19 protein-coding genes and 1 pseudogene are annotated in these 19,788 nt (G+C 71.1%); 9 read left to right on the plus strand and 11 right to left on the minus strand.

Annotated features, from left to right (window positions below):
- Together AC08OT_RS09450 and ctaC are read right to left on the minus strand one after the other, a co-directional pair.
- Nucleotides 1–823, minus strand: an 823-nt coding sequence (locus AC08OT_RS09450) for a cytochrome c oxidase subunit I (RefSeq protein WP_476602732.1), incomplete at its 3' end; no start/stop codon positions are given.
- Entirely contained in the window at nucleotides 820–1,770 is a 951-nt protein-coding gene (ctaC, locus tag AC08OT_RS09455; protein WP_476592534.1) for an aa3-type cytochrome oxidase subunit II, read from the minus strand. The genes ctaC and AC08OT_RS09450, both read right to left, overlap by 4 nt.
- A 247-nt stretch (nucleotides 1,771–2,017) precedes the next feature.
- On the opposite strand from ctaC, the gene AC08OT_RS09460 reads away from it, so the two are divergent.
- Both AC08OT_RS09460 and AC08OT_RS09465 read left to right on the plus strand, forming a co-directional pair.
- A complete protein-coding gene (locus AC08OT_RS09460) occupies nucleotides 2,018–3,166 on the plus strand; it encodes a cysteine desulfurase family protein (protein ID WP_476592535.1) in 1,149 nt (382 codons plus the stop codon).
- 13 nt (nucleotides 3,167–3,179) lie between these two features.
- Nucleotides 3,180–3,416, plus strand: coding sequence for a sulfurtransferase TusA family protein (locus AC08OT_RS09465; protein ID WP_462186314.1), 237 nt, complete (start codon nucleotides 3,180–3,182; stop codon nucleotides 3,414–3,416).
- A gap of 9 nt (nucleotides 3,417–3,425) precedes the next feature.
- Here AC08OT_RS09465 and AC08OT_RS09470 read toward each other — a convergent pair whose 3' ends face one another.
- Both AC08OT_RS09470 and erpA read right to left on the minus strand, forming a co-directional pair.
- A complete protein-coding gene (locus AC08OT_RS09470) occupies nucleotides 3,426–4,406 on the minus strand; it encodes a carbohydrate kinase family protein (protein WP_476592536.1) in 981 nt (326 codons plus the stop codon).
- A 321-nt stretch (nucleotides 4,407–4,727) separates the two neighbouring features.
- On the minus strand, nucleotides 4,728–5,090 hold the full coding sequence (gene erpA / locus AC08OT_RS09475; protein ID WP_476592537.1) for an iron-sulfur cluster insertion protein ErpA: 363 nt from the start codon (nucleotides 5,088–5,090) through the stop codon (nucleotides 4,728–4,730).
- A 411-nt stretch (nucleotides 5,091–5,501) separates the two neighbouring features.
- On the opposite strand from erpA, the gene nadA reads away from it, so the two are divergent.
- From nadA to AC08OT_RS09490, 3 genes are read left to right on the plus strand one after another with little or no spacing between them, the layout of a single operon-like run.
- Nucleotides 5,502–6,725 carry a quinolinate synthase NadA gene (nadA, locus tag AC08OT_RS09480; protein WP_476592538.1) on the plus strand — a complete coding sequence of 408 codons (1,224 nt, stop codon included), beginning with the start codon at nucleotides 5,502–5,504 and terminating at the stop codon, nucleotides 6,723–6,725.
- On the plus strand, nucleotides 6,725–7,360 hold the full coding sequence (locus AC08OT_RS09485; RefSeq protein WP_462186318.1) for a DUF3043 domain-containing protein: 636 nt from the start codon (nucleotides 6,725–6,727) through the stop codon (nucleotides 7,358–7,360). Before nadA ends, AC08OT_RS09485 begins: the two co-directional genes overlap by 1 nt.
- A 33-nt stretch (nucleotides 7,361–7,393) precedes the next feature.
- Entirely contained in the window at nucleotides 7,394–8,359 is a 966-nt protein-coding gene (locus AC08OT_RS09490) for an aldo/keto reductase family protein (RefSeq protein WP_476592539.1), read from the plus strand.
- A 51-nt stretch (nucleotides 8,360–8,410) separates the two neighbouring features.
- Here the strand turns inward: AC08OT_RS09490 and AC08OT_RS09495 are convergent, their stop codons facing one another.
- From AC08OT_RS09495 to AC08OT_RS09505, 3 genes are all read right to left on the minus strand, one after another.
- The gene (locus tag AC08OT_RS09495; protein ID WP_476592540.1) at nucleotides 8,411–9,019 is read right to left on the minus strand and encodes a TetR/AcrR family transcriptional regulator; all 609 of its coding nucleotides are present in this window, start codon (nucleotides 9,017–9,019) and stop codon (nucleotides 8,411–8,413) included.
- Between the two features lie 68 nt (nucleotides 9,020–9,087).
- Nucleotides 9,088–9,567: a nitroreductase/quinone reductase family protein gene (locus AC08OT_RS09500; protein ID WP_462186321.1), complete on the minus strand. Its 480-nt coding sequence runs from the start codon at nucleotides 9,565–9,567 to the stop codon at nucleotides 9,088–9,090.
- A 207-nt stretch (nucleotides 9,568–9,774) separates the two neighbouring features.
- Nucleotides 9,775–9,987 (minus strand): hypothetical protein, encoded by a 213-nt coding sequence (locus AC08OT_RS09505; RefSeq protein WP_462186322.1) that lies wholly within the window; start codon nucleotides 9,985–9,987, stop codon nucleotides 9,775–9,777.
- 425 nt (nucleotides 9,988–10,412) lie between these two features.
- On the opposite strand from AC08OT_RS09505, the gene AC08OT_RS09510 reads away from it, so the two are divergent.
- On the plus strand, nucleotides 10,413–10,586 hold the full coding sequence (locus AC08OT_RS09510; RefSeq protein WP_476592541.1) for a hypothetical protein: 174 nt from the start codon (nucleotides 10,413–10,415) through the stop codon (nucleotides 10,584–10,586).
- A 97-nt stretch (nucleotides 10,587–10,683) separates the two neighbouring features.
- The gene (locus AC08OT_RS09515; protein WP_476592542.1) at nucleotides 10,684–12,207 is read left to right on the plus strand and encodes a bifunctional adenosylcobinamide kinase/adenosylcobinamide-phosphate guanylyltransferase; all 1,524 of its coding nucleotides are present in this window, start codon (nucleotides 10,684–10,686) and stop codon (nucleotides 12,205–12,207) included.
- Between the two features lie 5 nt (nucleotides 12,208–12,212).
- Here the strand turns inward: AC08OT_RS09515 and AC08OT_RS09520 are convergent, their stop codons facing one another.
- The 3 genes and pseudogenes from AC08OT_RS09520 to AC08OT_RS09530 form a co-directional block, all read right to left on the minus strand.
- Nucleotides 12,213–13,436, minus strand: a complete 1,224-nt coding sequence (locus AC08OT_RS09520) for a WD40 repeat domain-containing protein (protein WP_476592544.1) — start codon at nucleotides 13,434–13,436, stop codon at nucleotides 12,213–12,215.
- A 75-nt stretch (nucleotides 13,437–13,511) separates the two neighbouring features.
- A pseudogene (locus tag AC08OT_RS09525) lies at nucleotides 13,512–13,652 on the minus strand (hypothetical protein); the annotation flags it as partial.
- Nucleotides 13,612–16,404, minus strand: coding sequence for an NB-ARC domain-containing protein (locus AC08OT_RS09530; RefSeq protein ID WP_476602733.1), 2,793 nt, complete (start codon nucleotides 16,402–16,404; stop codon nucleotides 13,612–13,614). The gene AC08OT_RS09530 and the pseudogene AC08OT_RS09525, both read right to left, overlap by 41 nt.
- Nucleotides 16,405–16,672: 268 nt before the next feature.
- Between AC08OT_RS09530 and cobT the strand changes: the two genes are divergently transcribed.
- Together cobT and cobS are read left to right on the plus strand one after the other, a co-directional pair.
- Nucleotides 16,673–17,764, plus strand: coding sequence for a nicotinate-nucleotide--dimethylbenzimidazole phosphoribosyltransferase (cobT, locus tag AC08OT_RS09535; protein ID WP_476592545.1), 1,092 nt, complete (start codon nucleotides 16,673–16,675; stop codon nucleotides 17,762–17,764).
- Nucleotides 17,764–18,597 (plus strand): adenosylcobinamide-GDP ribazoletransferase, encoded by an 834-nt coding sequence (cobS, locus tag AC08OT_RS09540; RefSeq protein WP_462186333.1) that lies wholly within the window; start codon nucleotides 17,764–17,766, stop codon nucleotides 18,595–18,597. The genes cobT and cobS overlap by 1 nt, the downstream gene beginning before the upstream one ends.
- Nucleotides 18,598–18,654: 57 nt before the next feature.
- Here the strand turns inward: cobS and gcvT are convergent, their stop codons facing one another.
- The gene (gene gcvT, locus AC08OT_RS09545; protein WP_476592546.1) at nucleotides 18,655–19,770 is read right to left on the minus strand and encodes a glycine cleavage system aminomethyltransferase GcvT; all 1,116 of its coding nucleotides are present in this window, start codon (nucleotides 19,768–19,770) and stop codon (nucleotides 18,655–18,657) included.
- Nucleotides 19,771–19,788 lie beyond the last annotated feature (18 nt).

Below are 19,788 nucleotides of genomic sequence, written 5' to 3' on the forward strand. Positions count from 1 at the left end.
CGACGCCGAAGAACGGCAGGGCGAGGATGTAGACCTCGGGGTGGCCGAAGAACCAGAACAGGTGCTGCCAGAGCAGCGCGCCGCCGTTGGCGGTATCGAACACGTGCGCGCCGAAGCGCCGGTCGGCCTCCAGGGCGAGCAGCGCCGCGGCGAGCACGGGGAAGGCGACCAGCACGAGGATCGAGGTCACCAGGAAGTTCCAGCAGAAGATCGGCAGCCGGAACATCGTCATGCCCGGGGCCCGCATCGTCAGGATCGTTGTGATCATGTTGACGGCGCCGAGGATGGTGCCCAGACCAGACACCGTCAGCCCCAGGATCCACAGGTCCGACCCGGCCCCCGGCGAGTACACCCCGTTGTTCAGCGGCGAGTAGGCGAACCAGCCGAAGGACGCCGACCCGTTCGGGGTCAGGAACCCGAAGATCACCGTCAGGCTGCCGAACAGGAAGAACCAGTAGGACAGCGCGTTCAGCCGCGGGAACGCCACGTCCGGCGCGCCGATCTGCAGCGGCACTAGGAAGTTCCCGAACGCGAAGGCGATCGGGGTCGCGAACATGAGCAGCATCAGCGTGCCGTGCATCGTGAACAGCTGGTTGTACTGCTCGTTGGAGAAGTACTGCAGCCCCGGGCGGGCGAGTTCCGCCCGGATCATGATGGCCATGAGGCCGGCGACGATGAAGAACACGAACGACGTGACGAAGTACATGACGGCGATGTCCTTGTGGGACGTCGTCCGCAGATAGCCGAGCAGGTTCGTCCGCCGGGGGATGTGGGGGGCCGGGGAGTCGGCGTGCCCGACACCCGGTTCTTGTACGAGGGTCACTGTCCACTCCCGGTGGTTGCGGTGGTGGCGGCGGTCCCGGTCGTCGACGCGGCCGGCGTCGCCGAGATCACCGCGTTCTCCCGGTCCGCGATGAACGTGTCGTACTCGGCCTGCGGCACGACCTTCACATAGAAGTTCATCCGGTCGTGGTCCGTCCCGCACAGTTCGGCGCATCGACCGATGAAGGTGCCGGTCTTCGTGACGGTCAGTTCGAACTGGTTCACCCGGCCGGGGATGACGTCCCGCTTGAACAGGAACTCCGGCACCCAGAACGAGTGGATGACGTCCGGCGAGCTCTCCACGAAACGGATCGAGCGGTTCTGCGGCAGCACGAGCACCGCCGGCTCACCGGGGCGACCGGTGACCTCGATCGGGTTGGCACCCTGCCGGCCGGATCCGGTGTCGAGGTACTTGAACTGCCAGTTCCACCGGAAGGCGATCACGTCGACGGTGACGTCGGGCTTCGACGAAAGCTTGGTGACCTCGGTCTCGTCCCGGGCCGTGTAGAAGAACAGCCCGGCCACGATCACCACCGGCACGACGGTGTAGAGCACCTCGACCGGCAGGTTGTAGCGCACCTGGCGGGGAAGTAGGTCGCTGCGTTTCCGGAAGGCGATGACCGCGTAAAAGATCATTCCCCAGACGAGCACACCGACGGCGAGCGCCGCGATCGCCGAACCCTGCCAGATGTTGAGAAGGCGCGGCGTGTGGTTCGTCACGCCCTCGGGATAGCCGAATGTGGGCCTGTCGCAGGCGGTCGCCATGATCCCCACGACAGCGAGCGCGGCACTGAGACGCAGGACACGCCGAAGCGGCCGGATGTGCCGCGTCCCGTGCACACCGACCGCGGACACCGCGGCTGCGCGTGTGTCGGAGCCAGCCGGCGTCGTCGGCGTGTCCTCGACATCCGCGAGCGACGGCCGGGTCCGACCGAAGGATCTCCTCACCAGGTCCTGCCTCCCACGACGAGCGGGCCGCGGCCGCGGGGGCGGACAGCGTTCGTCCCCGCGCGCGAGACCCCCTGGAAACGCCATGTCGCCCCGCCGATCCAACCGGACGACATGCTGTCTTCGACACGCTGTAGATGGTGCGGCAGCAGCGTATCTCAGCGGCCGCGAACCTTCTCGCCTCAGGCCCCCGTCAGCGCCTGTGACGCACGCCCCTCCCGGCCGTTCACGGCGTACCGTTTCACAGGTGCCGGCCTATCTCGACCACGCGTCGACCACGCCGCTGCACCCTGCCGCGCGCGAGACTCTGCTAATGGCCCTTCAGGATGGCTGGGCCGACCCGGCACGGTTGTATCGGGAGGGCCGCCGGGCGCGCATGCTGCTCGACGCGGCGCGCGAGACCGTCGCGAGCGTACTCGGGGCCCGGCCGGACGAGATCAGTTTTCCCGCGAGCGGGTCGGCGGCGGCGCATCTGGCCCTGCTGGGCACGGCGGCGGCACGGCGGCGCGCGGGTGACGTCGTCATGGTCAGCGCGGTCGAGCACTCCAGCGTCCTGCACGCTGCGCAGCGGCATGAACAGGCCGGTGGACGGGTCGTCAGGGTCGGTGTGGATCATCTCGGCCGGATCGACCCCGCCGGCTTCACCCCCGTCGCCGGTACCGCCGTCGCCAGCCTCCAGCACGCCAACCATGAGGTCGGGACCATCCAGCCGGTCGCCGAGGTCGCCGAACGGATGCGCGCCGCCGGGGTACCGCTGCACACCGATGCCGCCGTGACAGTCGGCCACATCCCCGTCGACCTGGCCGACCTCGGGGTGGATCTGCTCACCGCGAGTGCCCACAAGTTCGGCGGACCACCCGGGGTGGGCGTTCTCGCCGTGCGCACCGGGACCCGCTGGCGCAGTCCCGGTCCCGTCGACGAGCGGGAGGGCGATCGGGTTGCGGGCTATCCGAACGTCCCCGCCGTCGTCGCCGCCGCCACGGCGCTGAGCGCCCGGGCGGGTGAACTCGCCGCGGAGGCGCCCCGGCTCGCCGGCTACGTGGCCGAGCTGCGCCGCCGGCTGCCCGAACTCGTCGACGGCGTGGAACTACTCGGCGACCCGGACCAGGCAGCGACGGTTCCGCACATCAGCGCGTTCTCCTGCCTCTACGTCGAGGGCGAGGCACTGCTGACCGAGCTCGACCGGGCCGGAATCGCCGTGAGCTCCGGGTCGAGCTGCACATCCGACACCCTGGCCCCGAGCCATGTCCTGGTCGCCATGGGCGCGTTGACGCACGGCAACCTGCGGATCTCCTTCGGCCGCGAGTCGACCCGGGCCGACCTCGACGCCCTGCTGACAGCGCTGCCCGCGGCCGTGCGCGCCGTGCGGGACCGGCTGGGCGCCGCCGGGCTTTGACGCCGACAATCCGATGACGGAACAGCCGCACACGGTCGACTCGCGAGGACGGCGCTGCCCGCTGCCGATCATCGATCTGGCCCGCGCCTTCGGCGGGATTCCGGTGACCGGCACCATCACGCTCTGGGCCGACGATCCCGCCGCCGGCGCGGACGTCGTGGCCTGGTGCCGGCTGCGGGGTCAGGAGCTGGTGGGCGTCTCCCCGCTCCCGGAGGGCGGGGAGGCGTTCGTCATCCGGCGGCTTGTATAATCTTCTGGCTCAGATTGTTGGCAAATGCTCGGCGATCTCGGTGGCGGCGTCGGAACCGTAGGCCTCGGTGAGACGCTTAAGCACCTCCGACGGCTCCACCGTGTACTCCTGGGTGCCGATCGTCTCCAGGACCAGGGTGGCGAGCAGGGAGCCGACCTGGGCGGAGCGTTCGAGCGAGAGGTCCCAGGACCGGCCAGCGAAGAACCCAGCCCGGAAGGCGTCCCCGACTCCGGTGGGATCCGGGGTGACGCGGGCGGGAACGACCGGGACCCGGATGGGGTCGCTCTCCGGGGCCTCGATGACCGCACCATCCTTGCCGTGCGTGGTCACCCGGACGCCGACCCTGGCCAGGATCTCCTCGTCCGACCAGCCGGTCTTGCTGGCGAGCAGCGCCTTCTCGTACTCGTTACAGAACAGGTAGGCCGCACCGACGACGAGCTCGCGGATCTGCGGGCCCTCCATGATCGCGAGCTGCTGGGAGATGTCCGCCGCGAACGGATATCCCCGCTGCCGGCATTCCTCGCTGTGGCGCAGCATCGCCCCGGGGTCGTTGGGGCTGACGATCACCATGTCCAGGCCGCCGAACCGCTCGGCGATCGGCCTCAGCTCGATGTCGGCGGCCTCACTCATCGCACCCGGGTAGAAGGACGCGATCTGGTTGAGGTCCTCGTCGGTGGTGCAGACGAACCGCGCGGTGTGCGCGATCTCGCTGACCCGCACGGAGGCGGTGTCCACGCCGTGCCGGTCGAGCCAGGAACGGTAGTCGGCGAAGTCCTCGCCGACCGCGCCGACGAGGATCGGGCGCAGGCCCAGCCGGCCCAGGCCGAAGGCGATGTTGGCCGCCACTCCGCCCCGCCGGATCACGAGCTCGTCGACGAGGAAGGACAGCGAGACCCGCTCAAGCTGGTCGGCGAGCAACTGCTCGGCGAACCTTCCAGGAAAGCGCATGAGGTGGTCGGAGGCGATGGAACCAGTCACGGCGATACGCACGATCAAGGAGCTTACCGGCCTGCCCCGAAGCCCGGAACCACCGGCTCGCGCTGGTTCACGCGCGTCATTACGGAGGCGTCAGATCGCGGTGTCCCGTGATTCCGGCGGCCCGCAGGCAATGGACCCGCAGGCAATGGAAACGACGGATACCGACACAAGCGGACACCGACACAACACATGCGGGAGAGCCCGGTCCGACGAACAAAGGTCGGACCGGGCTTTCCCGAACGTTCCGGTCTGATCAACCGGTCACCGAACCGCACCCCGGGGCTCGCGCCGAGACGCGGCCCGAGCAGGAGGTGCGGCCCGGTGCTCAGCGCATCAGTGGAACGAGTCGCCGCAGGCGCAGGAACCCTGGGCGTTCGGGTTATCGATGGTGAAACCCTGCTTCTCGATCGTGTCGACGAAGTCGATCGTCGCCCCGCCGAGGTACGGGGCACTCATCCGGTCCACCGCCACCTTGACACCGGAGAAGTCGAGGACGGTGTCGCCGTCGAGGGACCGCTCGTCGAAGAACAGCTGGTAGCGCATGCCCGAGCAGCCTCCGGGCTGCACCGCGATACGCAGCTTGAGGTCATCCCGACTCTCCTGCTCAAGCAGGGTCTTCACCTTGCCTGCGGCGGTGTCGGTGAGGACGACGCTCGAGGACTGCGTCGCGGGTGCCGTGGTGTCCTGAACGGTCATAGGGACTACTCCTGCCCTTGGTGGACGTGCCTGGCAAGCCAGGCCACTAGTTCCGGTTGACTTGTACGCAGGGCGCCGCCGACCATCCGGCGCACACCCCCCGGGCACGGCACTGCCACTGTGCCGACATCCATGCCCAACACCGTCGGCCGGGATCCGCTTCCTATGGTAGCGATGCCGGCGCGGGCCAACCACGTCGAGATCCCGACCATGCTTGGAGACGGTGGTCACTCCCGTTCACGTTAGTGACCTTCGTCTGGCCGCCAGCTGACCACGAAGAGCTCGGCATACGATGGCGCCGAGAGTTAGAGTCTCATCGACCATTCGTGGACGGGTCCGGCGGGATCGTTCGATCGGCCGCCGCGGACGACGAGGCGGCCAGGCCGAGGGCCGGTCGACCGGAGGAGTGCCATGACCACCAACCCGGCCCTGCGGCGCGACCCGATCCCTGCTCGCGACCCGGCCCTCGACCGGGTCGGTGTGACTCCGTCACCGCTGGCTCTGCTGCTACTCGGACGCCAGGCCGACCCGGCCAGCGAGCGTGGCGTGGACTGTCCGGGTGAACTCCCCCCGGCGGCCGATCCGACCCTCACAGCCCGCGCCGCGGCGGCGAAGCGGGCGCTGGGTGATCGGGCGTTCATCCTCGGGCACCACTACCAACGCGACGAGGTCATCGCTTTCGCCGACGTGACCGGCGACTCGTTCAAGCTGGCCCAGCAGGCCGCCGCGCGGCCGCAGGCCGAGGCGATCGTCTTCTGCGGCGTGCACTTCATGGCGGAAAGCGCCGACATCCTTACCGGCGCGCACCAGCAGGTGATCCTGCCGGACCTTGCCGCCGGCTGCTCGATGGCGGACATGGCCACAGCCGAGCAGGTCGAGCAGGCCTGGGACGATCTGCTCGACGCGGGAGTCGCCGCCGGCACCGTTCCAGTGAGCTACATGAACTCCTCGGCCGCGATCAAGGCGTTCACCGGGCGCCACGACGGGACGATCTGCACGTCGTCGAACGCCAGGCGCGCGCTGGAGTGGGCCTTCGGCGAGCGCGGGGGCGCCCGGGTGCTCTTCCTGCCGGACCAGCACCTCGGCCGCAACACCGCCATCGGGGAGCTGGGGATGAGCGAGCAGGACTGCGTCGTCTACGACCCCCGCAAGCCCTCGGGAGGACTGACCAGCCGGCAGCTGCGCGAGGCGAAGATGATCCTCTGGCGGGGTCACTGCTCGGTACACGGCCGGTTCACCCGCGATAGTGTCGACGAAGTCCGCCGCCGGATCCCCGGGGTGACGGTGCTCGCCCACCCGGAGTGCCGGCGGGAGGTCGTCACCGCGGCCGACCTCGTCGGCTCGACCGAGTACATCATCTCGGTCGTCGATGCCGCTCCCGCCGGATCGGCGTTCGCGATCGGTACCGAGCTGAACCTGGTGCAGCGGCTGGCGACGAGGCACCCTGACCAGACCGTGGTCTTCCTGGACCGTACGGTGTGTTTCTGTTCCACCATGAACCGGATCGACATGCCCCACCTCGTGTGGGCGCTGGAGTCCCTCGTGCGGGGTGAGACGGTGAACCGCATCACCGTTGACCCGGACATGGCCACCTATGCCCGGAAGGCTCTCGACCAGATGTTGGCGCTGCCCTGATGGCTCTGCTGAAACGACGCGGCTCCGCCGGCTCCGATGCCGGCTCCGGTCCCATCGCCGGGGATCCGATCGCCGAGCAGGTGGAGAGGGCCGAACAGGAGAAGGTCGCCGATCCGCGGCGCACGGCGGCCAAGGGCCGACCCACGCCCCGCCGGGCGGAGGCGCGGGCCGCCCGTACGAAGCCCGGTGGGGCGCTCGGCGCCCCGGCGAACAAGCAGGAGGCGCGGGCCGCGCGACGCAGGCAGAGCCAGGAGTACCGCGCGGCGATGATGTCCGGCGACGTCAGCCGGCTGCCACCGCGTGAACGCGCGCCCGAGCGCGTGCTGGCCCGCGACTTCGTGGACACGCGGATCAACGTCGGGTCGTTCTTCCTGCCGATCGCCATCGTCTACTTCGTCGGCGGATTGGTCCCGAACGCATCGATCAAGCTGGCCGCGACCCTGCTGATGCTGCTCGGGATCGTCGCGGTCGTCATCGACTCGCTCCTGCTCTCCTGGCAGGTGAGCCGGCGCGTCGCGGAGAAGTACCCGGACTCCCGGGTGCGGGTGCGGGCCTACGCCGTGCAGCGCGCGCTACTGCCGCGGCGCTGGCGACTCCCCCGCCCGCGGGTCTCCCGCTCCGGCCCGCGCCCCTGATCGACAGTCAGGGCCGACGGCTAAGGTCGTCACGTGAAGCATCGACGTCTCGGGCGCAGCGGCCTGTCGGTCAGTGAGATCTCCTACGGCAACTGGATCACCCATGGTGACCAGATCGAGGCGGATGCGGCGACCGCCTGTGTGCGTGCCGCCCTCGACGAGGGCATCACCACATTCGACACCGCGGACGTCTACGCCGGTACCCGCGCCGAGAGCGTCCTGGGCGAGGCGCTGCAGGGCGTGCGCCGGGAGTCCTACGAGCTGTTCACCAAGGTCTACTGGCCCACCGGCCCGGGCGAGAACGACAAGGGCCTCGGTCGCAAGCACATCATCGAGTCCGCGCACGCCTCGCTGCGCCGTCTGCGCACCGACCACCTCGACCTCTACCAGGCACACCGGTACGACCCAACGGTGCCGGTCGAGGAGACCCTGCGGGCCTTCGATGACCTCGTCCGCGCCGGCAAAGTGCTCTACGTCGGCGTGTCCGAGTGGAGCGCCGAGCAGATCAGCGACGCCGTCCGGCTGGCCGGCGAGCTGGGGCTGGACCGCATCATCTCCAACCAGCCGCAGTACTCGATGCTGTGGCGGACCATCGAGGCCGACATCGTGCCCGTCAGCCGGAAGGCCGGGATCTCCCAGATCGTCTGGTCGCCGATCGCCCAGGGCGTGCTCACCGGCAAGTACCTGCCCGGTCAGCCACCGCCGACCGGCAGCCGGGCCACCGGTGGAACCGGTTCCACCTTCATCTCCCGGCTGCTGCGCGACGACGTGCTGACCGCGGTGCAGGAGCTGCGGCCGATCGCCGCGGACGCCGGGCTGTCGATGGCGCAGCTCGCCGTCGCCTGGGTGCTGCAGAACGACAACGTCGCCTCAGCGATCATCGGCGCATCCCGGCCGGAGCAGGTACGGGAGAACGTCAAGGCTGCCGGCGTGACGCTCGACGCGGTGCTGCTCGATCGGATCGACGACGTGCTCGCCAAGGTCGTCACCCGGGCCTGACCCGGGCCTGGCCCCGGGCCCGCCGGCTGCCCCGGATCGAATCGGATCGGATCAGCCAGGTTGGTCGTCGGCCGGGTCGGTTCGGCGGAAAGCGGAGGCCAGCGCCTGCCAGGTCCGGTCGAGATCGGCTCCTGGCAGGTAGCGGCCGTCCAGTTCGAGGATCATCATGCCGTGCGCGGCGGCCCACAGGGCTTGCGCGAGATAGGGTTCCCCGGCCGCCCGGTAGAACGGCTCCCCCGCCCAGTCCTCGACGTCGGCGCTCAGTAGCCGACGGTTCAGCGAATCGGCGGTGACCAGGCGGTAGAGGTTCGGATGGGTTCGGGCATAGCCCCGGTACGCGGCCAGCAGGGCCGGGACCACCTCCGCGGAACCGCTGCGGTCGACCACGTCGTGGAGCAACTCCCCGATCTCCATGAGCATGGTCTCGATCAGCTTGGCCTCGAGCTGCGGCTTGCCCGCGAGATGCTTGTACAGCGACGGCGCCCGGATACCGAGGAGATCACCGATCCGGCGCATCGTCAGCGCCCCCGCCCCCTCGGTCTCCAGCACCCCTCGCGCGACCGTGATGATCTCGATGACCCGCGGCGAGACGGGGCCCAGGACCGGGCGGGGCGCGATCCTGGGCAACGGCAGCTCGCCGGCCGGCCGCACCTCCGCCACCGACCGTGCTCCCCGCGCCGGCGCCGACCCGGATTCCGCCCGCACCGGTGAGGTTGCCGTCCCTGTGTTCACGCCGGCGTGATCACGAAGACGGGATGGCGGGGCGCGATCCGACGGATCTCCTCATCGGACGAGCCCGGCCCGACCCCGTCGAAGAAGGCGCCGACCTCGGCCTTCCACCGCCGCAGGTAGGCCCGCAGCACGGCGACGCTCGCCGCCGGATCCAGCTCGATCGCGGAGTAACGCGTGCGCGACCGGCCACGCAGCAGGTACAGCTCGCCCTGGGCCACGCGCAGATTACGCACCCACTGGCCATGCCCTCGCGCCGAGACCAGGTACTGCTGCCCGTCGAAGATGAGCAGGTTCACCGGGGTCCGGCGCGGCTCGCCGCTGATCCGGCCGCGTACCTCGAGGATCCGGCTGCCCAGGAGGCTGATCCCCGCCCGGGTCAACGCCGCGACGGCGCGGTTGGCCACGTTACGAGTGAACCATCCGGGGGCGAGGTAATGCGCTTCAGCCGGAGTGGACGGGTTGTTGTGCTCGGTCAAGATCTGCACCCTCTCTGCCAACCGGAGCGGCCCGGCGCCGGCCTAAGCGATCTCGATGGTTCGGCCGGCCGGACCACACCGGACAGGCCGACGCCGCTAGCCAACACTGCCAGCTAACGCCGTTAGCCGAGACCTCTCGTCAAGAGGTAGTTCGGTCGGCACGAATCGGGACCGGCACCGGTCGGGACCGGCACGGGCGGAGGCGGCTCAGGTCACCGGGCGCAGGCTCATCGGCCCGTAGATGCGACGGCCGGCATCGAGGAGCGTCACCTGCGCCACCCCCGCATCGAGCAGGTCACGCCAGGTCTCCCCGAGCCACGTCTCAGCGTCTCCCTGGCTGGTGAACGACTCGGAGGTCGAGTCCCCGCCGACCATCGTGATGGTGCCGTCATCGCCTTCGTAGCGCCAGGTCCAGGTCATGAGTGTGTCCTTCCCACCCGGGCGGCCCGCGCTGGAACCGCCGGCCGTGATCGGCCAGTGCGCCGGCCGGTCGCCCCATCCAACCGCGTGCACCCAGCCGACGCGGGACTCCCGACCCCACCCCAGGGCCGATGATCCATCGTGGCACTGGTCGACCGGCCCGCGGGCCCGGGTCCGGTCGGCCCGTGCTACTGGCGCGGTCGGCGATACCGGCGCCAAGATGTCGTGAACGCCGGTAACGTCAGTTCTGGTGGATGCCCGGACGGCACCGCGACCACCACGATCGCGAAGCCGGCGTCACCGGTCATCGCCGGTCGCGAGAGCCGGCGGAGGTCCGCACGGTGAGCACAGCCGCGTCGAAGGCAGGTCCGCACGACAGGCACGTCTGCGTGAGCAGTACGTCGGTACAAGGAGGAAGAACCCGCGTGGGAACGACCGTCTACAACGCAGCGGCCATCGTGGCCGAGTCCGTGGAACACGAGGACGCGCCCCTGACCTGGTGGGCCACCGCGCTCGTCACCTTCGCGGCGATCTTCCTGCTGGCGGTGGTGCTCACCCTCATGACCCTGTGGGAGCGCAAGCGCCACCCGCACGTCTGAGGTTCCGGAGGCCACGGAGCCTGGCAGGCTTGAGAACCCGGAGAGGCGGAGACCCCGGGGGATCCGGGGCGCAACGGGATCCGGGAGACGGAACACGATGAAGGTGACGCTGCTCGGCACCGGCTCGGCGGACGGCTGGCCCAACCCGTGGTGCGACTGCGCATCCTGTGCCTGGGCCAGGGAACACGAAGTACGCGGGCAGACGGCCGTTCTGATCGACGACGCCCTGCTGATCGACTGTGGTCCCGACGTGCCCCGGACCGCTGCCCGGCTCAGAGTACGCCTGTCGGGGCTGCGTTATCTGCTGATCAGCCACGCCCATCCCGATCATCTGGGGCCCGAGAGCCTGATGTGGCGCTCGTGGTCGACAGCCGCGGGACGGCCCCTCGACGTGGTCGGTCCGCCGGCGGCGCTGGCGGCGTGCCGGGAGTTCCTGGCTCGCTGGGAGCGCTCCGATCCGGACCGGGACGGCTCGCCGCTGCGGCTGATCGCCGTGGTGCCCGGGGGCACGCCGACGGCACCCGGGCCCCTGCGCCTCGGCGGGGACGATCGGCAGGCCGCGGAGGACCGGGGATCCGCGGAGGATCAGGAGTCCCCGAGCGATCGGGGTTACCTCGTTCGACCGGTCGCCGCCCGGCACGGTGACGCGAGCATCGGGCCGGCCGTGCTCTACGACGTGACGGCGCCGGACGGTGGACGCCTGCTGTACGGCTGCGACACCGCGGCGCCGCTGCCGGCGGAGACGCTCGAGGCGATCACCGGCCGCGCCTACGACGTCGTGTTGCTGGAGGAGAACAACGGCGACCGGCCGGGGTTCGGCGAGCACCTTGACCTCGACACCTTCGGTCAGCTCGTGGCCGAGCTGCGCCGCCGCGGCGCCGTGGTGCCGAGCACCCTGGTACTGGCCGTTCATCTGAGTCACCGCAACCCGCCCGGCGACGAACTGGCCCGCCGGCTCCAGCTCGCCGGCGCGCTGGCACCGGCGGACGGGACCGTCTATGACATCGTCCCGGCCGCCCGGCGGCAGCCACCACAGCCGTCTCAGCCAGCACAGCCACCACGGGCACCAGGGCGGTGGCAGCGCCCGGTGTTCCCGGCACCACACCGGGTCCTGATCACGGGGGGTGCCCGGTCGGGGAAGTCGGCCGAGGCCGAACGCCGGCTGCTCGCCGAACCGGAGGTGGTCTACGTCGCGACATCGGCGCCGCCTGATCCGGCCGACGCCGAGTGGTCCGAGCGGATCGCCGCACACCGGCGGCGGCGCCCGGCCGCCTGGACGACCGTGGAGACGGTCGATCTGGTCCCCCTGTTGCGCTCTCCCGGACCACCGCTGCTCATCGACGGTCTGGGGCTGTGGGTCGGCGCCTGGCTGGACCGTCCGGACGAGTTGCGCATCCGCGCGGAGGAGCTCGTTGACGCCTGGCGGGCCACCGGCCGCCGGGTCGTCGCGGTCACGGACGAGGTCGGTTCCGGAGTCGTTCCCCCGGCCGAGGCCGGCCGCCGGTTCCGCGACGCGCTCGGCCGTCTCAACGCCGATCTCGCGGCCGAGGCCGACGAGGTGTGGCAGGTGGTCGCGGGCATCCCCCTCCGGCTGCGACCGTTCCCGCACGAGCGGTCATAGCGTCCTCACGGGACGAATCCTCCCGGGAGGAAGTCGTAGCAATAGAGCCCGGCCGAGCAGGCCACGATGAGACCGGCCAGTTCGGTCGCGGGAAGCCACCGGCAGGACCGGGCCGCGCCCTCGAAACGCATCATGGTGGCGCATCGCCAGGTCGAGGTGTCCCAGATGCGCAGCGCGCCGTCGCCGCCCGCGGTGGCGAGCCACGCCCCGTCCGGAGAGAAGGCCGCGTCGCGCACGGTGTGGACGTGTCCGATGAGCGTCGCCACCGCCGCGCCGTCGCTCACCCGCCAGACCCGCACGGTGTGGTCGGCTCCCGCGGAGGCCACCAGCGCGCCATCCGGGGAGATCCCCACGCCCAGCACGTTGTCGGTGTGGCCGGTGAGCACAGCCCGCTGCTCCAACGTCGCCACGTCCCACAACCGCACGGTGCGGTCATTGCCGCCCGAGGCCAGCCATCTGCCGTCCGGGCTGACCGCGCAGGCCTGCACCGGACCGCGATGACCCGCCTGATCAACAGAGCCCACCAGACCGCGGGGATCCTCGGAACCGCTCGACGCGGCAGCGGTGGCGGTGGCGGCAGCAAAGGTGGCCAGCCACTCGCCCCCCTCGGTCTCCCACATCCGCAGCGAGCCGTCCCCGCAGGCCCCGACGAGCCAGGAACCGGTGGGGTCGACAGCGAATCCGTAGATCTCGACGTCGGCCGTCAGCACGGCCTGTACCGTCGCGGTGACGGGATCCCACAGCCCGACCGCGTTCGTGTCCACGGGTACGACCGCCCAGGAACCGTCGGGTGCGGCCACCGACCCGCGGGCCTGCTGGACACGACCGCCACTGCTCGCCGCGCCTGGCTCTCCCGTGGCCAGATCCCAGGCGGTCGCGGTGCCGTCGTCGGAGTAGGCGACGACCAGGGTGGGCGCGTCCCGCCCGCGGGGGACCACCACGGCGCAGCCCCGCATCGCCTCGTCCCGGCCACTCGCGGCGGGCTTGGGCAGGGTGACGTCGGTTGCCCACAACCGGATGCTGCCGTAGCGGCCCGCGGCGGCGACCCATGATCCGTCCGGGGAGACCACGCACGTGCGGCTTCCGACGGCGCCGACCAGCTCCGCGCGATGGGTGCCGCGCTCGGCGTCCCAGAGCCGGATCGCTCCCTCCCAGCTGGTCGTCGCCAGGAGGCGGCCATCCGGGCCGACCGCGGCGCACCGCACGGACCCGGCACCATCGCTGATCACGCGGTCCTGCCGGCCGGCGGGCATTGACCATCGGCGGACTGTTCCGTCCTGCCCCGACGAGCCGAGCCAGCTACCGTCTGGAGCGACGGTCAGCGAGAGTACGGATCCGGCATGGCCCGTGAGGGTCAACCTCGGGGCTCCGGTCGTCGCATCACAGATCCGGATGACGGAGTCGTCACCCGCGACGGCGATCCAGCTTCCGTCCGGCGCCGGCACGCAGCAGCGCCGCGCCGGAGACGGGGACCTGAAAGACAGAATCTCCGCTCACAACGTCCCAGCGGATCAGGGTCCCGGCCCCGTCAGGAGTGAAGGCGCAGGTGTTGACCTCGCCGGCAGGCCCGGTCAGCACCCGGGGCTCGGGCCGGTCCGGCGAGGCTGCGGCGGTGACGGCGGTGACGGCGGTGACGGCGGACAGAGCGGCGCCGTCCGCCTGCCCGTCGTCGAGACTCCGAGCATCCCGAAGACCAGAAGCATCCCCAAGAGCCGGGGCATCCCCGAAAGCCGGGACATCCCCGAGATCCGGCACGTCGACGGGATCGGGCGCGGTCCATAGGCGGACCGTTCCGTCGGCACCGGCCGAGGCGATGGTTCTCCCGTCCGGCGCCACCGCGCAGGCCAGCACCGGACCGTGGTGGCCCGTGAACACGGCACGGGATCGTCCCTCCGGGACGTCCCAGACGCGAACCGTTCCATCGCTACCGGCCGATACCAGCCAATCGCCGCTGGGAGCAACGGCGAGCCCGTGCACCCACCGCCGGTCGCCACCGAAGGCGCGACGCAGCGCTGGATGCGGCTGGTCGGGCAGGGACCAGCGGTTAGCCAGGCGAGGTACGCCGACGTACCGGTCCAGCTGCGACCGGGCCGCCGCGAGCTCGGGCCGTTCGTCGAAGCGGCTGAGCACGACGGCGCCGAGGGCCTCCGGCGGGTCGGTGGGGGCCAGCAGATGCGCGCTCTGGGCGACGGTCCGGCTCAGCACCGCCAGCACGGGATCGGTGGGCAGAGCGGAGGTGGCGATGGCCAGATCAGCCTCGAGCGCCACCGGGCCGAGGTGCGGGCGGGCGAGTTTGGCGAGGGTCCATCGCAGGTCGTGCAGCAGGGCGGCGACCTCGTCGGTCCGTTCCGCTCCGGTGAGATGACGGACCAGATAGGCCCAGGCGTATCCGGCGGAGTCGGGCAGCAGCCACCAGGGCGCCGGCATCCGCGACGGTCCGGCGGTGGCGGTCCCGGTGGCGAGAAAGGCGGTGTAGAGGGCATCGCACAGCAGGACGTCGAGTTCACGCAGCCGTGCCGGGCCGACCCGGACCCGCAGATAGGTGCGAAGCACATCCTGCAGGAGCAGGGAGGGTGGCGTCTGTCGATAGGCGACGACCAGGGACAGGTCCGCGAGCTCCTGGCAGAGATCGTCGACCTCGTCCGGATCGAGGTCACCGGTGGCTCCCCAGTACGCCTCGAGTACCTCCCGGGGAATCTCGACGTCCTCGGGAAACACGGCGAGCTCGAGATAACGCTCCAACCGATGCCCGGTGAGCAGCCCAAGGCTCGCCCCCAGGGTCACCTCCACGGCCTCGTTCCGGTCCGCCGCCCGGCTGACGTCAAGCCCGGTCGGACCGCGCCACTCGAGGCGACGCAGCACCCGCTCGACGGCCCGCGGCACGGTCATCCCATCCCGAATGTGCCGCACCAGGGTCCGGTTCACCAGGCTCAGCAGCATCGGCCACCGACCGGTGACGACCAGCAGCCGCGCCGCGGCCTCCGCCGGCACACCACCGCCGACGTCCCGCAGCAGCAGCGCCATCGCCTCACCGTGGGCCATGGTCGGCATCTCAACCATGCGGGCCCGGGGAGCAAGGTCGCGCAGCCGCGTGGTGACCAGCCGCACCGTGTTCGGACCGCCCTGCAGGAAGGGGCGGAGCTGGGCGCGTTCCCACACGTCGTCGACGATGAGAAGCCGGGGCTCGTCGCCGAGCAGCGTGCCGAGATGAAAACCGGCCTGCTCGGGATCGGAGAGGGCGGGACGAAGACCCGAGAGCGCCTCACTGAGATCATTGACCCGGTCGGCGAGGTGCGCGCCGCCGAGCGACTCCCCGATCGTCACCCACAGCACGCCACCGCCGAACCGCCTGGCGATCTCCGGACGCCGACAGACCTGCTGAGCCAGGGTCGTCTTTCCGATTCCGCCCGTTCCGTACAGGACGACCGGTGCGTCCATCACCCCGCCCGCCGACGCCCCGGAAAACCCCGACGCCCCGGAAGACCCCGCGTCGGCCGCGGGCGTCGCCCCGGCGAGCACCTGCGCGAGAACCGCGGAGGTGAGCGCCGGCCGGGCAACGACACCGCCGCGATCCGCAGGCACCATCCATGGTCGACGCGGTCGTCCCGGCACCGCCTGGTCCACCGCGGTGGACGGCCCCGCCAGGAGCGACCTGCCCGCGGCCGCCTCTCGGCGCTGGCTCTCCCGCAGCTTCACCAGGGCGTCGAGGACGGCGGTCTCCAGGTCACCCGCGTTGCGGAAGTCGGTCGTGATGATGCCCGATTCCCGCAGCCAGGCACGGAAGCGCTTCTGGCGAGCGGGATGCAGGTCGTCGACGAAGTCTCCGAACGGCACCTCGGCGTAGTAGTCGAGGAGGAACACCAGGCGGGGGATCCCGGCGGCGGTTGCCGTGTCGAACTCCAGCTCGGTGTACGAGACCTGCGGCCGGCCGGGCACCGGGGAGCCGTAACGGAAGCCGATGAGGCCGATGTAGACATCGGACGAGCGGACAGCGCGGATGCAGAACTCCGCCGGATCGTCGTCGCGAGCCCCGAAGTACGCCATGTCGATGACCCGGTCCCCGGCCAGCGCGACAGCACGTTCGGCCGCCGCCACGAACGAGCGGTCCCGCGGAAAACGACGCAGCTCAGCGGTGTGGCTCAGGAACACCCGGCGTTCGTGCCCGCCCGCCGCTCCCCCGATGGGAACGGCCGGCACCGGCACCGCGGGCGCTGACACATCCGGCAAAGTACCCGATCTCAACAGCCCGCCGCCTCCGCAACCGGCCTTTGCCAGCCACGCCGGCAAGGACCAACCGTCCCGGCCGCGCCGATCGGCACAATCATGCGGTACGGGGACCGCTGGGAGATACCTTCGCGGGGATGTGGTGCGTTGCCGACCGAGCGGATCAGGTAGTAAGGATCCCGTGGATCCCGATGCGTCAGGCAGCGCCGTTCCCGCCGTTCCCTCACTGGACTCCGACGCGATGGCGGCGGCTCGCCAGCGGCAGACCGAACTGACCAAGCCACCCGGGGCGCTGGGCCGGCTCGAGGATCTGTCCATCTGGCTCGCCGGCGCACAGGCGACCTGCCCGCCCCGTCCCTTCGCCCGGATCCGGGCGGTCGTGATCGCCGGCGACCACGGTGTCGCCCAGGCCGGGGTGTCCGCCTTCCCCAGCGACGTGACCGCCCAGATGGTCTCGAACTTCGCCGCGGGCGGCGCGGCGGTCAACGTGCTGGCCCGCCAGGTCGAGGCCGCCGTGCGCGTGGTGGACGTGTCCGTGGACACCGCGCGGCCCCTCACGCCGGGCGGGGTGGATGGATCGGCCGCACCGGAGCGCTATCGGGTGCGACGGTCGAGCGGACGGATCGACCGCACCGATGCGCTGTCGGTCGCGGAGGCGGACGCCGCGTTCGCCGTCGGCCGACTCATCGCGGACGAGGAGATCGACGCGGGCGCGGACCTGCTTGTTCCCGGCGAGATGGGGATCGGCAACACAACCCCCGCAGCCACCATCGTGGCGCTGCTGTGCGACCGGGAGCCGATCGAGGTGGTCGGCCGCGGGACGGGGATCGACGACCAACGCTGGATGATCAAGACGACCGCGATCCGGGACGCGATGCGGCGCGGCCGGCTGTTCACCGGCGACGCGCATTCGGTGCTGCGGGTCGTCGGTGGAGCCGATCTGCTCGCCCTGGCCGGGCTGCTGGTGCAGTCCGCCGTGCGACGGACGCCGGTCATCCTCGACGGTGTGATCGTCTGCGCGGCGGCGCTGGCCGCAGAGCGGATCGCCCCGGGAGCAAACCAGTGGTGGGTGGCCGGCACCCGGTCCACCGAGCCCGCCCAGGGAATCGCACTGGACGCACTCGGTCTGACCCCCCTGGTCGACGCCGGCCTGCGTCTCGGGGAGGGTACCGGTGCGCTCCTCGCCGTTCCGTTCCTGCGGGCGGCCCAGGCCACGCTGGCCGAGATGGCGACGTTCGACCAGGCCGGTGTCAGCGGGAAAGCCGAGGTCGGCGGGGAAGCCGAGGTCAGCGGCAGCCAGGAGGACTCGGGCCCCGCGGCCGGTGCCCCGTGATGCTCGAGGCGAGAACAGCATTCACGCTGCTCACCGTCCTGCCGCTGCGGGGCCCGGAGCACACCGACCGGCGGCTCGCGGGCCGGGCGATGGCCCTGGCACCCTTCGTCGGCCTGGCCTTGGGGCTGCTTGCCGGCAGTGCGGTGTTCGCCACCCGGATCGTCACGGCGGTTCCCGGTCAGCGCACCCAGACCCTGCTGCCGGCCGTCGTCGGCGTCGCGGTGCTCGCTCTGGTCACCCGGGGCCTGCATCTCGACGGGCTGGCCGATCTCGGGGACGGGCTCGGCGCCTGGCGAGCGCGGGGCAGGGATCGCGCCTTGGAGATCATGCGCGAGTCGACCATCGGCGCCTTCGGAGCGATCATTGTCCTGTTCGTGGTGCTGCTTCAAGTCGGGGCCCTGAGCACGACGATCTCGGCGCATCGCGGCACGCTGTCGATTCTGGTCGCCGCGATGACCAGCAGGCTCGCGGCCACCCTGGCCTGTACCGGCGCCATCCCGCCGGCTCGGCCGGATGGCCTCGGTGCGCTGGTCGCGGGAACCGTGCGGACCCGGGACGCGGTGCTGTCCTTCCTGGCTGTCTGCGCCGTCGCGGCGCTGGCCGGACTGCTGGACTTCGACGGCGGCGACCCCGGCCGGGCGCTGCGAGCGGTCCTCGCGGTCTGGGTCGGGACAGGCGTCTCGTTCCTGCTCCGGCGGTATCTGCTCACGCGCTTCGGCGGGATCACCGGAGACATCCTCGGCGGGCTTATCGAGATCACCGCGGCGGCGACCCTGCTCGCCATGGCCATGACGATCCCGACGCCCGTCCTGCACGCCCTCGGCCTGCACTGACAGCGCGGCGGACGCCGCCCGCTGGAGTCCGCCGGGCAGGCCTGCCCGGCGGCTGGGCTACTTGGGCGAGGACCCGACGAACGGCGGCCGGACAACCGTCATGGGACTCGGACGGCCCCGGACGTCGACGTTCACCGCGTCGCCCGCCTGCACGGACCGGTCCAGCAGGGCGAGTCCGATCCCCTGGCGCAGCGTCGGAGAGAACGTGCCGCTGGTGACCTCACCGACCGTGGCACCAGCCGCGGAGGTCACGGTCATGTGCGGACGGGGAATCGCCCGGCCGGTGGACCGCAGCCCCCACAGCAGGCGGGAGGCGCCGGCGGACCGCTCCGCGAGCAGGGCGTCGCGTCCCCAGAAGCGATCCTTGTCCCAGCCAACGGCCCATCCGGAGCGGGCCTGGACCGGCGTGATCGACAAGGAGAGGTCCTGGCCATGCAGCGGATACCCCATCTCGGTCCGCAGCGTGTCGCGGGCGCCGAGGCCGACCGGCACGACGCCGAGCGGCTCACCTGCCGCGAACAGCGCATCCCACAGCGCAGGGGTGTCGTCCCAACGGGGCAACAGCTCGTAGCCTCGCTCTCCGGTGTAGCCCGACCGGCACACGATCACCGGGTGGCCCTTCCACTCCGCGTCGACGAAACTCATGTACGTCCCGCCGGTGGGCAGGCCGAGGGCGCCGAGCAGGTCGGCGCAGGCCGGTCCCTGGACCGCCACCACGCCGTACCCGGTGTGCAGGTCGGTGACGGACACGCCCGCCGGCGCCGCCGCGGCAAGGCGAGCGACGACCTGTGCGGTGTTCGCGGCATTCGGGACGAGGAAGACCTCCTCGCCGGAGTACAGGTAGGCGATCAGATCGTCGACGACCCCGCCGGTCTCCTCGCAGCACAAGGTGTACTGCGCCTGGCCGGGGCCGATCCGGCGCAGGTCGTTGGTCAGGCAGGCGTTGACGAAGGCGGCGGCGCCGGGGCCGGCGATCCTGGCCTTGCCGAGATGGCTGACATCGAAGATCCCGACCGCGCCGCGGACCGCCTGGTGCTCGGCGAGCACCCCGCGGCCGGCGTACTCGATCGGCATCTCCCAGCCACCGAACCCGGCCATCTTCGCGCCCAGCTCGACGTGCCGGTCGTACAGCGGGGATCGACGCAGCTCTGGGGATCGACGCAGCTCTGCCATGGCCAGCAGCCTAGTTCT

This window comes from Frankia sp. CgJB1, from assembly GCF_977947065.1.